Consider the following 13,680-nt stretch of genomic DNA (forward strand, 5'->3'; position numbering starts at 1 on the left):
AAATCTTTGCAAGAATGGAATTATATTCCTAAACTTACCCTTGGATTTAAACATCGGCCTAAACGTTGTCAACGATTCAAGAGCAGAGATTTATTTGGCTAATGTGTGAGGATGCTAGTGTGAGCTTTCTTGTACGATTATAATTATAGCCATTAATCGGAACCTTAGAACTTGAATTAATACCAACTACCTTATATCTATGAAATCGAGACTGATCACCTTTTTAGCCACTGGCTTTTATTTTATTGCAATGGTACATGCCCAAACCAATGAGTTTCCGGCAAGTGGGAATGTGGGAATTGGCACAACCGCCCCTTCAGCTTTGCCGCACATCCGAACCGGAGGTAGTGTATCGCCTTCCTATCCCTCAAGCACAATCCAGGTAGATATTTCGGCCTGATGCAGGTGTAATCTACCCTGAAAACAGCTACGAATATTAATGTAGTTTTATAAGTCATAAACAAACCACGGTAAAACGACTAACTGTAAATCCACTCAATCAATTCAAAAATCATTATTGATATGATAAATAAACTAAAAAAATGCCTGATGTTCTTATTCTTAAGTTCATCTCTGCCTGCAATTGCTCAGCTTCCTACTGCAGGTTCCTATATATGGAATGCCACAGATGCTCCCGGAATTTTTAATAGTAAGCTCCAACTCTCATTTGTTAGAAGCGATGATGGTTTTCCTTCGTTTGGGACCGTTCTTGCCGGCGGCGCATACTCTCCTGGCCAGGACGGTGGGGTATTTCAGTTATATATCCCCTACAGTGAATCGTTTGGAGGCAATGCGCCGAGAATCCGGCTTGGAAAGTATAACAACGCCGGTTGGAGCGCTTGGCAGTCATTCTATACGTCTGCGAATGCCAACTCGGCGTCGGCCGATTGGAATACCAAAAATTTGTTTGTACATGGCAATGTCGGCATTGGCACGACTGATCCTCAGGCCAAGTTAGTGGTCAATGGTAATATCCTAGCTAAAGAAGTGAAGGTGAAGACGGATATCACCGTTCCAGATTATGTTTTTGAACCAGACTATGAATTACCCACACTACAAGAAGTGGAAGCTTACATAAAAGAACATAAGCACCTGCCGGAAATTCCTTCGGCGAAGGACATCGAAATGGAAGGATTAAACCTTGCTGAGATGAACTTGCTATTGCTAAAAAAGGTGGAGGAGTTGACCTTGCATTTGATTGAAAAGGACCATGAAAATCGACAGCTTAAAGAACGTTTCACAAGCGTTGAACAACAAATAAGGGAACTGATTACAAACCAGAAAAGCCAGAAGCCATGAAGCAAATATTATCTATTGGAGTATTGATCTTTTTGTTTAGAGTCGAGTTTGTTCAGGCGAAGGGCATGTTTGAGGGTGGATTAATTAAGTTTTGCTATAACGAAGCATGACTAGTCATAAACCGGATAATTTGAGAAGAGAATGCATATGACAGACCTGCTTTTGTCTATTAATCAGACGAGTGTAACCCGTATTTTCATAATGGCGGGTTATGAACTCTACTTCTGGAGACAGCATCCGTTTCATTCTAAAGCTAAGTCCTAGTCGTAAGTGTCAGTTGTGTAGATGGGGTATGCGAGTTAAGGCGCTTGCAGAAAAAGGCATTTATTTTTTTAAGTGAAAAAATCCTTGCAAGAATGGAATTATATTCCTAAACTTACCGTTGGATTAAAACATCGGCCTAAACGTTGTCAAGGATTCAAGAGCAGAGATTCATTTGGCTAATGTGTGAGGATGCTTAGTGAGAGCTTTCTTGTACGATATATTATAACCAATTAATCAGGACATTAATACCTGACTAGTACCAATTGTCTTACCCATGAAACCGAGACTGATAACCTTTTTAGCCAGTGGCTTTTGTTTTATTGCAATTGCAGCGGCCCAAACCAAAAAGTTTCCGGCAAGTAGGTATGTGGGAATAGGCACAACCCGGTCAACTTTACTCCACTTTCGAGCCGGAGGCAGTATAACGCCTTCCTATCCCTCGAGCACGACCCAGGAAGATATTTTCAGCCTGATACAGGCAGACAACAATGCAATGGAATTAGGTGTTGGCAAGGGCACTGATGCATGGAATGGATATGTCGTAAATGGTAACATGGGTATCGGATAAATGGCCCATAGGCAAAGCTTGCTGTGAATCGTACGGTATCGGCCACAGAAGTCAAGGTAAGTAACGGTATCACGGCGTTGGATTATGTTTGTGAAGAGGACTATCAATTGGCGGTCCTGGATGACATAGGAAAGCGGAGAAGCTGGACGTGGCATAGAGCGACAACTCGACAGATCCCTTTCTAAAAATAGTAGTAACCGATAAAAAAGTAATCACTTATGAGAAGTCTAATTTTACTGATAGCTGTATTAAGTTTTTTCTGGCAGAATGAAGTCGTGGGGCAAACAAGTGTTTCTGCGAGTACCGATGGAGCAGGGTGGAAGCGGATTGCACGGGTATCCGGTGTAAGCGGGCGTGGGTTCGGTACGGTCTCTATCTATACCGAGGGCGGTAGCTATCAACCTGTAGCCGCAACTGTAACCTGGTTTCACGATTGGAGTAACAAGGCCGGCGTGTCGGTACAGTCAGACAGTCAAAATTCGCCCTATTGGACCGCCGTACGTATTACGGATGACGGACTAAACACAAGTAGTTATATTGAGGTGAATTTTACCAGAGCGCTAAGTAAGGTTTTGATATTATCGGATGATTACGGCTGGGGGGTTGCTACACCCTATGCTGGCGCGTTGCCGGCCGGTACTGGGACGGTACGAGCAACTGCTAATATCGGCCGTCTTAATATCGAAAACAAATTTATGGTTGGGTATGATGGTAAAGTGGGGATTGGCACTGCCACCCCACAGGCCGAATTGGCGGTAAATGGCACCATCCTGACGAAGGAAGTAAAGGTAAAGACGGATATCTCGGTGCCAGACTACGTGTTCGAGCCGGATTATAAGTTGTCGACACTGGCCGAAATCGAAGCTTATGTAAGACAACACAAGCACCTACCTGAAATCCCATCGGCAAAAGATATCGAGCAGGATGGATTGAACCTTGCGGAGATGAACCTGCTGTTGTTAAAAAAGGTGGAGGAGTTGACGCTTCATTTGATTGAAGTGACTAAGCGATTGGAACAAGTTGAATCGAACAATAAAGAACTGACTGCGAAATAACCCTCGTATGAAACTAATGATTATCCCCCCTACAACAATTATGTCTTGTTGTACCGTACTATTACCCTTTCTGCTTCTGCACAGACAGCTTATTACAAAAGGGCGGGAGGCAATATCCAGCAATCTCCCCAACCGGGCAATTTCTTCAATACAGCGAGCTTAGACAATGATGGAAATAAAACGTAATGACTTGATTTATTAATACTATGAAAAAGATAAACATCTTGATTTTTGTAAGATACTGTCCTACAGTGTTAACGATTGTATCAATGACTTTTTTAGCCCAAAATAGGCTGTATTGCCAAAGTTTACAACCTAAACCGGTTTCAGTAGCACCCGGATCTCCAAATGTTGCAGCGATGGAGCGTTACGGTAGATTTGACGTTAATTTATACTATGGCGTGCCAAACATATCGATCGACCTGTTTGAAGTAATTTCAAAAGAGCTGAAAATTCCTTTTAAGCTTTCATACCATGCTTCCGGAATTAAAGTTTCAGACATAGCCAGTTGGGTGGGACTTGGGTGGAGTTTGACCCCAATGGGTGGTGTAAACAGGCGCATTAAAGGTAATCGTGATGAATCCAGTTTTCTAAGTCCTAATTTTCAATTGAAGAAATCTGGCGAGATTAACCCTTACACATATAATGGTTATGACTACCTCCGAACGATATTTGAAGGTAATCGAGACGCTTCTCCTGATATTTTCTCCTATACCATTCCTCAGAAATTCGGTCATTTCTTCTACAGAGGGAGAGATTCAGCAGCTATAATGGTCCCATACTCACCAGTAAGAATTAGAAAAGCCCATGATCAAGTATATCAAAGTGAACTTGTACAGTTTGAGTTGGATGACGACGATGGAACAACCTATATCTTCGGAAAATCCATAGCGGGCGAAGTAGCAACTGAATCGACTGAATATACAAAAGGCAGCGTGTCCTCTGGAGGCATATCCAGTTGGCTGCTGACCAATATGGTCTCGAATGACCGCTCGGATACCATTACCTTTCGATATAACGAAGCCGTCAGCCTGGTTACACATAATATAACAGAAGATTTTGTGGAAATCTTAGATCAGATCTATCAACAAAGCGGAACTTGGAATATGGCACCGAGCGTTCACACATCCGAAAGATTTACAAATACGCGCATTAGCCAGCGTCTTATGAAAGAAATAATTTTCAAGAATGGAAAGGCTGAATTTGTGTTAAGTGCAGGAAACAGGGATGATTTAGAAGCTAAATCATTAAATCGAATATTGTTGTATTCAAAGGTGGCGGGCCAATATAAACTGATTAAAGCCATTCAATTTTACTATAGTTATTTTACTGGATACAATACATCTAGATTAAAACTCGATTCCCTAGCAATCCAAGCCCCAGATAACAGCATATCACAAATGTATAAATTTACTTATCATAGTACGACCGGTTTTCCGGATGTAAATTCAAAACACAAGGATTATTGGGGGTATTTCAACAACAAGGCCAATACTACCCTTATCCCAAAGATGACGGTTCCTTATGGTACTGCCTATCCAGGGACAGAAATCACTATTGGAGGTCTGATTGGTGGACGTGACCCTGATTCAAACTATGTGAAAATGGGTGTTTTAAATAAGATTGAATATCCTACCGGTGGATATACGCTTTTTGAATATGAACCAAATCGCTATTTAGAAGGTGGGACGACAGCACGAATTGGTGGTGGAATCCGTATAAAGACAATTACCAGTTATCCTTCTACTAGTGCAGTTCCCGAGATAAAAACTTATCAATATGGAAATGCCGACGGGACTGAAAATGGTTTTGGCCAATTGAATTCCATTTCCTCGCTTCAATATTCACCCTACACAACACAGGTCGAGGTTTGGGATACACCTACGACCCTGCCTTTGCCAGTAGGTCGATATAGGTATCGACGTTTTAGTGCCGAACCGGTTCTAGATATTAATGATTTCGACGAAGCAAATGTGCGTTATCCTTATGTGGTTGAGTATAGAGGGACCGTAGAAAATAATTCCGGCAAGACGACCTATCTTTTTTCGAATGTTTCTGACAATATTATCACCGTTTTCATGCCTGTCTCTCCACAAGTTGAGACCCAACATTGGGAGAGAGGGCATCTGAAGCAGAAAAGGGAATTTGCCAGGATACCTGGGAGTCAATACAAAAAAGTTTATCAACTTGATAATTACTATGACGTAGTAAACCCCGCAACACATACCGACGTGGGTATTTTAATTGGAGAGACGTTACGACGCGAAGGTCCTCATTACGAATCGGTGCTATATCAGAACCCCCTACCTTATTTACATGCATTTTATAAAGTCAACACAGGGGTATACAAGGTCCACGAGTTACAAGAAACAACTTATGAAAATGACAATGAAATAAAAAAGGAAAAATTCTTGGAATATAATTCGAAAAGTCAAATAAGCACAATAAGGGAAATGTCGTCAAAAACGGATACGGTATTCCGTCAGTTTAAGTACGGGTCGGATTTCAATACAACTACTGCAATCGGAGATGCTTTGGGAATCAGGAAATTAAATCAATCTAATGTCGTTTCTATACCGATAGAAGAGACGTTGGGAGTTAAACCAAAGGACGGTTCGCTTAAGACGACCGCAGGAAAAATCACAACTTTTGAAAACAACCGACCTCTACCAAAAGATGAATATTATCTTGAAATCGACACACCTATAGATGGTTATCAAGGATCAACAGTAAATTCGTCAGGTATATTTGTTATACCTCCCAACTATCAAAAGCGAGTAAGTTATACCTACCAAACATCTCCAAGTAATAACCTTTTGCAATACAATTTGCACACAGAAAGGAATACTCATTCTTTTCTGTGGAGCTATAACGGCCAATATCCAATCGCTGAGGTGAAGAACGCCGTGCAGGCCGACATCGCGTACGCTGGCTTTGAGGGTGACGGAACGGGCAACTGGATATATAGCAGCGCTACTACGCCTGACACTACGGCACCGACCGGCAAGCGGGTATATGTGTTAACTGGAAGCAATAATCTCCAGAAAACGGGGTTGACCCTTACCCGGTCATACCTGCTGACCTACTGGGCTAAAAGCACGTCGGCAACCGGCATCAGTGGAGGCACAGCCACGGTGATGCGCAGCAAGGGCGGGTGGACACAGTACAGGCGTGTAATTTCAGGAGTGACCTCGGTGAGCCTGAGCGGCAGTGTCGCGGTTGATGACGTGCGCCTGCACCCGATGGAGGCAACGATGAACAGCTATACGTATGATCCCCTGGTGGGGATGACCAGCCATACGGATGCCTCTGGCAATGTGTTCCAATACGAGTATGATGATTTCGGACGGCTGGAGGCGGTTAAAGACCTGAACGGCCACCTAGTCGAGGATTACCGATACCACTACCGCAACCAATAAAGTAGATTATGGAAACCAAGAAATATATTGCCAGGCAGGTTGCGGGGATTATCCTGCCGGTTTTAGATACAGTGTTGGTGATGGCCGCGACGGCTGTTGCCCAGGTGCCGGCGGACAGCGCGGCTTACCGGCAACAGGCCGCGACCCAGATGATGGCGCTGATGGACCTGCCGAGCCCGCCCAATATCTCCTATACGACACCCCCGCAGCTGCAGGCGGGCGAGATGAACGCGCACACGATCAAGCGGATCACACCTGCCGTGGTGTTGACGACGGTTGTAGGCACAGGGAGCGCGGGCAGCGACAACGGAGCACCGCTGTCGGCGAGCTTTAATTTCCCCGGAGGTATTGCCTTCGATCCGCAGAGCAACCGGTATGTGATCGATAAGTATAACAACCGGATCCGGCACATCGGCACCGGTCAGAGTTACTCGGTCAGCCCGGCCCTTCCAGCGGGTTTTTCCCTGGATAAGACAACGGGGGTTATCAGCGGAACCCCGGTGGCCGCCACCGGTCCAGCCAGCCATACGGTGACCGCCTACAATGCGGGCGGTCCGGACACGTATACGATAACTTTCTCGGTAGATGTGGCATCGGCCAGTACGGACCAAAACTATATTATGAAGACCACCTACCTGACGGGAGCGCCCCAACCGGATCCGGCCGTGGATGAGGCGATGCGTGATATAACGTACTTTGACGGGCTCGGGCGGCCCATGCAGGAGGTGCAGGTAAGGGCTGTCCCGGCAAAAACAGGGGACGTCGTGGTGCCCATAACCTATGACGCCTACGGACGTATGGACAGGGACTACCTGCCCTATGCTACGGCAACGGGGGCGGGCGGAGCGTTCAAATCCGGCGCTGTGGCCGCGCAGGCGGGTTACTACAATGCGCCGCCGGCGGGCGTTGTGACAATAAGCCCCGTTGCCGGCACAGGTGTGACCCCTTCTTTCGCCCAACGGGTTTATGAACCCTCGCCTCTGGACCGGGTGACCGAGCAGGGCTTCCCGGGTGCGGCGTGGCAGCCCGCGGCGACCCGCGGCACCTCGGGCCGCACGGTGTCGACGGCCTACGCCACCAACAACGGGACGGCCTTCGCGACGGTTGCCACCACAAGGATGGTTTCGCGGTACGGGTATGCGGTCAACGCATTGGGCGAACCGACACTGACGCTGGACGGCACGTACCCCGCGGGGGAGCTGTACGTAACGATAACCCGCGACGAGAACTGGAACGGCGAGACCGCGACATTCGCGGGGCGGCTGCACACGACCGAGGAATACACGGACAAGCAGGGCCGGGTGGTGCTGCGGCGGGCATTCAACCTGAACGGCACGACGCCCGAGCTGCTGAGCACGTATTACGTTTACAACGACCTGGGCCAGCTTTCGGCCGTGCTGCCGCCTGAAATCAATCCAGACCGCACGGGTTCCGTGCCTCCTGACTTCCTGGATCTGGCACCTTATGTCTTCGGCTACCTGTATGACGGTCGGGGCAGGGTGATCGAGAAAGTAGTGCCGGGCAGGAACCCGGAGAACTACGTGTACAACCCGATGGGCTGGTTGGTGTATCACCAGGACGGCAGGCAGGCAAGCGAGACCATAGCGGGCTTTACGCCCGGGCAGTACCATACCTTCTACAAGTACGACGGGATCGGCCGGGTGATCATGAAGGGGGTTGAACGGAACCGCACATGGACGCGTGCCCAGATCCAGTACCATGTCGACACGACGGGCATATACTGGGAGGAGCGGAGCGAGGCTTCCGGCAACATGCATGGTTATACGAACCGGAGCAACCCCTGGGGTGCGGTCGCGGGCGACATGGATGTGCTTGAAGTGCATTACTACGACCGCTACGATGGTATCCCGGGATTGCCACACAACGAGTCTGCCGGTTACAGCAAGCTCACGCATGGCCGGCTTGTAGCCAGCAAGGTGAAGGTGCTGGAGAGCGAACCGGCGGCATACCTATGGACGGTTTATTACTACGACGACCACGGCCGGGTGGTCCGGGAATGGAAGCAGCATTACCTGGGAGGTAGTAAACATACCAATAAATTCGACGATATCCTTCGGGAATACACCTTCACCGGGCAGCTGAAGAAGGAGACGCGGAAGCATTATTCGACCAGCGGCACCACGCCCGGGGTGACCGTCACCACGGAACACGGCCATGACCACCGGGAGCGGCTCACGCACACCTGGAAGACGGTGAACAGCGGCACGCGTGTACTGTTGTCGAAACATACCTACAACGAGGTAGGTCAGCTGCGTGAGAAAGGGCTGCACAGCACGGACGGCGGCACCACATTCGGGCAGAAGGTGCGATACAGCTACAATCCGAGGGGCTGGCTGCGGTACACGCATTCCGATCTGTTCCGCCAGCTGCTGAACTATGGGGATACGACGGCCAACCCGCAGTTCAACGGCAACATCTCCCACCAGGTGTTCATGCGGCGGGGTAATGATATCCCGCCGTCCTGGGTATCCGATACCTACAGCTACCGGTACGACGGTGTCAATCGCCTGATCCAGGGCACGATGGGAAGCGGCAAGGGCATGGAGCGGCTGACGTATTCGAAGAACGGGAACATCAAATCGCTGCAGCGCACGGACAGAACGGGCGCGCCTGTGGACCGGCTTCGGTATGACTACGCGATCTGGGGCAACGTGCTGGCGTCCGTGCACGATACGTTGCTGACGGCCACGCCCGATTTCCAGCATCCGGGTACGACGTACTATAAGTACGATAACAACGGGAACATGACGGGCCGGACGAACGGCGGCAGCGCGGGTGACGACATCGACACCGTCATTTACAACCACCTGAACCTGCCCCGGCAGGTGACGGCGGTTGCGGGCAACGTGACATATGTGTACGACGCTACGGGGCGAAAGCTGCGGAGCATCAACGCGGCCAACGGGCAGACCCGGGACTACATCGGCGGGATCGAATACGTGGGGGGCACCATGGAGCTGATCCACACGGAGGACGGGCGGATCACGCGCAGCGACAGCACGTACACCCACCATTACTTCCTGCGCGACCACCTGGGCAACAACCGCGCGGGGTTCATTGAGGGCACGGATGTGACCACGCCCGACTTCGTGGCGGATTATTATCCATTCGGGCTGCAGTACCTGCAGCCGATCGCGAGGTCCGGATCGCCGAAAAATAGCTATCTTTACAACGGCAAGGAGCTGCAGGACGGGCTGAAACAGTATGATTACGGAGCAAGGTTCTATGATCCCGTGATCGGTAGATGGGGAAGCGTGGATCCGATGGCGGAAAAATATTACCAGATTTCACCATACGTGTATGTTGCGAACAACCCAATCCGGTTGATAGATCCAGATGGAATGGACATTGTAGGGGATACACTTGCTGTGGAAAGGCTAAAGAACACGGCACAGCGAATTGTGGATAGAGAAAGTAAAGTTCAAAACAAATTGCAAGCAAAGATAGCTTCGCGTCAGTCAGCCGGGAAGTCCACCGAATCACTGGAGAAAAGGCTGGGCAGGTCTCAATCTCGTTCGGGTGAAATGTCATCGGTGCTGAAAGAAATAGGCGCGTTGGAGGCATCAGACCAGGTTTATAATATAGTTACAAATTATACCGGAACAACAAGCGATGGCGAAGCAAGGTACAATACCCAAACCGGAGCAGTTGATGTCATGGTTTCACAAAGTTACTTAAGAGGCGGCGGTCTGGCCCATGAGCTTGCTCACGCTTACCAGTTTGAAACAGGTCAACTTAATTTCAGCCGTGCTACTGGTGGCCCTGGTTTTTTATACGATATAGGTGATGAAGTGACAGCATTTCGCAGACAAACGGCATACACAAATGGTAATGTAAGTGTTGTTAATGCAGGTTATGTCAGAGGACTTAAAAACAGCTCAGGTAATTTACTGTATAGCCAATTACCAAATGGACCCCTAGGTACAGGTTCAAATTTGGGAACGATTGACCTGATGTGGAGAATGAAAGGGGTTAATCCGTTTTCAGGAATTTTACCGGTCAGTCAATTAGGCGTTAAATATATAGATGTTTCGAGTACTACATTTAGTGGTTTCATTATTAAGTGAAAAGCTATGAAAAAAAAGGGCTTATATTTCGTGTTAACAATCTGTTTGGCTGCTTGTGCAATCCAAAAACCCATAGATTTGAATCATCGTGTTTATTCAACGGGTCATATGGGAATGCCCGGTGAATATAAGTTTGTTTTCAGCGATGATAGTATTTTTTATTATTCGAGATCGGTACCAGGAATCTATTCGGAAGGATATTATAGATGGATAGGCAATGACTCTATCAGATTTATAAGCAAGCAAATTAGTACAAACTCCCATAAAAAGAGAGATGATGTTTTTAATAGTATTAGTGGTAAAGCGGCAAAATTAAAAGGAAAGAAACTATATTTTGATGGATTCACCTACTTTTTAGAAGTACGATAAAAAATCCACGGAAGGTCAGTATGATTACGGCGCACGGTTCTACGACCCGGTAATTGGCAGGTGGGGAAGTGTGGATCCGTTGGCCGAGGACTATTATTCCACTTCATCTTACGCTTATGTCGAAAATAACCCTATCGGATTCGTCGACCCGAGTGGAATGTATAAAGTCGATGCCAATAGTAATATTACCATCGACGACAGGGATGAGATAGAGAGTTTCGTGAGCTTCCTTAACTCTAATCGGGGAGCAACCTATAATGATGTTGCAGCCGAAGTATTTAGTGCGGGTAGAGGGTATTCCCATGAATTGGAAGAAGTCGTCGTAATTGGTAGTAGGTCTACTTTTGAGAATGGAAGCTGGCTTGGTGCGGCTCAGACAAGGCAAGCCGGTGGAGCGGCGTTGATCACAGGAGCTTTTGCTTTAGGGGAATTGTCAGGAGGGGGAACGATAGGTTTAGGGCTTTCGGGTAGTGCACTTTCTGCAACGGGGATTGGTGCAGCTTTTGTAGGGTTGACATATGCCGCGTTGAAAGTAAACGATGCCGGTTATCCTGTGGATGCAAGACCGTTTTCTCAATCGGCTCTCGGGCTGCCTTCTTTGTCGCAAACCAATGGACTTGTGTTTAGTAAAGGAAAAGAAGAGGATTTGCCTGAAGGATTTAAAGAAACAAAAGAATTTGGAAGGCAACATGGTCAAAAGGTATATAAAAAGGGTAATAAATATTATTCCAGAGATGTAGATGGGCACAATGGAGGATCCTGGAAAGTTTTTGAACGTCAAGGCAATAAGCTGAAGAGAGTTGGAACGGCTGATAAGGATCTTAACATAAGATAATCAATATGATAGTTAATAATAAAGATTTTGAAACCGCTTTTACCGAAGTTTTTGGCGATTTGAATCGTGTATCCTTATCTTCTATACATGATAATAGATTAAGATTTGAGTTAGCAGGAGACATCGATGAAACGGGAGATCGGATAAGGCAGGCAATTGAGAGAAGCACCAATATTTTGGCTTATTGTTTTAAAGATAGGGAAGTGTTATTACGGATCGTATTGTGGGATGAAGCCGCCGTAAAACTATTGGAAAAATTAATAACCAAAACTAATCACAAAGCTGAAAAAAAAACTGATTCGCAGGGCGATATCTTATACGTTAAAATGGAAAAATATGATGAATTTATAGGGAATTACATAAAAAAACTAATAATTCATCATGATATGGCAATAGAACCTTCTGCTAATATAACGTGTTATTATCTAAATTTTGAAATACCAGTTGTCATTAATATTTATGATGATCGAGGCATGGATGTTTTTTCTACTAACTTTCAATTTATTAGTAACCTACGTTTGAATTTCTTAAAATGGATTTTGTGATTAATTGTTGACGGTTAAGGCCAAGTCTATGGGCGGGGCTTTTGGAAAAGGCTATGTCCAGGCAATATTGGATTATGCAAGAGAAAACAATATTGAAGGGGTTAAAGTCGATTTTGAAGCTGATTTTGCACCTTTTCAGCCCAGTAAAAAAGCTGTAAAAGGCGTTCCGACATTCCAATTTTCGCATAGTGGAGATAAGGTAGCTGGAAATGACGATATGCCAGGAGCAATTAAAATCGATACAAGTACAGACAGGCAACAAGGACATTCAATATTTGGTTTTATGGAACAGATTAGAAACCTGCCGACAGGAAAATATAAAATTGTAAATGGAAAGATTGTCCGAGATAATTAACAATAATAGCCATGAAATATTTAGAGAAGCGTAAGATATTGGCGTTTATAATGGCGTTGCCGATATCCGGTTTGTTCTTGTGGTATGTGTTGACAACACCCAACTTATTTAATATGTTGCCATTTGCTATTCATGAATCCGTAAATCCAGGGGGAGCGTTCGAGAATACATTTATTGCCATATTTGATACAATAATTGCGGTCATATTGTTATGGCTTATTTATAAGATATTTTGTAGTCTCTTGATAAAGCGTAGGTAGTACGGGAGATATCTTAAAAGTAGATTGGTACGATTATGGCGCAAGGTTCTATGACCCGATGATTGGACGTTTCGGTACGGTAGACAGGTTTGCTGAGAAGTACTGATATGTCTCCTTATCAGTACGCGTCTTTGGATCCGATTAAGAATATCGACGTAAATGGTGATTCACATGGACAACACCACGGGAAGTAAGGGATGCCAAAAACAATCCCAGGTCTTATACTGGAATGCATGCAGGTGCCAAAACCTAAGGCCAAGTTGGCTGTTGAGGGCGCCATTCTGGCGAAGGAAGTAAAGGTGAAGACGGATATCTCGGTGCCGGACTACGTGTTTGAACCGGATTATAAGTTGCCGGCACTGGCAGAAATCGAAGCTTATGTAAAACAACACAAGCACCTACCTGAAATCCCCTCCGCAAAGGATATCGAACAGGATGGATTGAACCTTGCTGAGATGAACCTGCTGCTGCTAAAGAAGGTAGAAGAATTGACATTATACATATTGGAACAACAACGAGAAATCAATCAACTGAAAGAAAAAACTCGTGAACGGGATACAATCGCTGGTGGCTAGATCCGACACTACTGATCGAACCGTTCGAAAAGCAAAAAAAATTATCTG

General features: G+C 46.3%; 11 protein-coding genes and 1 pseudogene. All 12 read left to right on the top strand.

What is annotated here, in order from left to right; translation table 11 throughout:
* Window positions 1-199: 199 nt before the first annotated feature.
* The 12 genes and pseudogenes from ACFQRK_RS22880 (at window position 200) to ACFQRK_RS22935 (ending at window position 13,632) form a co-directional block, all read left to right on the top strand.
* Window positions 200-400 (top strand): hypothetical protein, encoded by a 201-nt coding sequence (locus ACFQRK_RS22880; RefSeq protein ID WP_379010652.1) that lies wholly within the window; start codon window positions 200-202, stop codon window positions 398-400.
* A gap of 122 nt (window positions 401-522) precedes the next feature.
* Window positions 523-1,299 carry a hypothetical protein gene (locus ACFQRK_RS22885; RefSeq protein ID WP_379010654.1) on the top strand — a complete coding sequence of 259 codons (777 nt, stop codon included), beginning with the start codon at window positions 523-525 and terminating at the stop codon, window positions 1,297-1,299.
* Between the two features lie 538 nt (window positions 1,300-1,837).
* A complete protein-coding gene (locus ACFQRK_RS22890) occupies window positions 1,838-2,131 on the top strand; it encodes a hypothetical protein (protein WP_379010655.1) in 294 nt (97 codons plus the stop codon).
* Window positions 2,132-2,349: 218 nt separating this feature from the next.
* A complete protein-coding gene (locus ACFQRK_RS22895) occupies window positions 2,350-3,186 on the top strand; it encodes a hypothetical protein (protein WP_379010656.1) in 837 nt (278 codons plus the stop codon).
* 269 nt (window positions 3,187-3,455) lie between these two features.
* Window positions 3,456-6,605 (top strand): hypothetical protein, encoded by a 3,150-nt coding sequence (locus ACFQRK_RS22900; RefSeq protein WP_379010657.1) that lies wholly within the window; start codon window positions 3,456-3,458, stop codon window positions 6,603-6,605.
* Between the two features lie 8 nt (window positions 6,606-6,613).
* Window positions 6,614-10,693 (top strand): DUF6443 domain-containing protein, encoded by a 4,080-nt coding sequence (locus ACFQRK_RS22905; protein WP_379010658.1) that lies wholly within the window; start codon window positions 6,614-6,616, stop codon window positions 10,691-10,693.
* Between the two features lie 6 nt (window positions 10,694-10,699).
* Window positions 10,700-11,062 carry a hypothetical protein gene (locus ACFQRK_RS22910; RefSeq protein WP_379010660.1) on the top strand — a complete coding sequence of 121 codons (363 nt, stop codon included), beginning with the start codon at window positions 10,700-10,702 and terminating at the stop codon, window positions 11,060-11,062.
* A 52-nt stretch (window positions 11,063-11,114) separates the two neighbouring features.
* Window positions 11,115-11,162, top strand: a pseudogene (locus tag ACFQRK_RS22915) (hypothetical protein); the annotation flags it as partial.
* 57 nt (window positions 11,163-11,219) lie between these two features.
* Window positions 11,220-11,897 carry a toxin C-terminal domain-containing protein gene (locus ACFQRK_RS22920; protein WP_379010662.1) on the top strand — a complete coding sequence of 226 codons (678 nt, stop codon included), beginning with the start codon at window positions 11,220-11,222 and terminating at the stop codon, window positions 11,895-11,897.
* A 5-nt stretch (window positions 11,898-11,902) separates the two neighbouring features.
* Window positions 11,903-12,442 (top strand): DUF3885 domain-containing protein, encoded by a 540-nt coding sequence (locus ACFQRK_RS22925; RefSeq protein WP_379010664.1) that lies wholly within the window; start codon window positions 11,903-11,905, stop codon window positions 12,440-12,442.
* 4 nt (window positions 12,443-12,446) lie between these two features.
* Entirely contained in the window at window positions 12,447-12,797 is a 351-nt protein-coding gene (locus ACFQRK_RS22930) for a hypothetical protein (RefSeq protein ID WP_379010665.1), read from the top strand.
* A gap of 493 nt (window positions 12,798-13,290) precedes the next feature.
* The gene (locus ACFQRK_RS22935; RefSeq protein ID WP_379010666.1) at window positions 13,291-13,632 is read left to right on the top strand and encodes a hypothetical protein; all 342 of its coding nucleotides are present in this window, start codon (window positions 13,291-13,293) and stop codon (window positions 13,630-13,632) included.
* The last annotated feature ends 48 nt before the right edge of the window (window positions 13,633-13,680 follow it).

It is taken from the genome of Parapedobacter sp. GCM10030251, from assembly GCF_042666505.1.
Taxonomy (GTDB): Bacteria; Bacteroidota; Bacteroidia; order Sphingobacteriales; family Sphingobacteriaceae; genus Parapedobacter.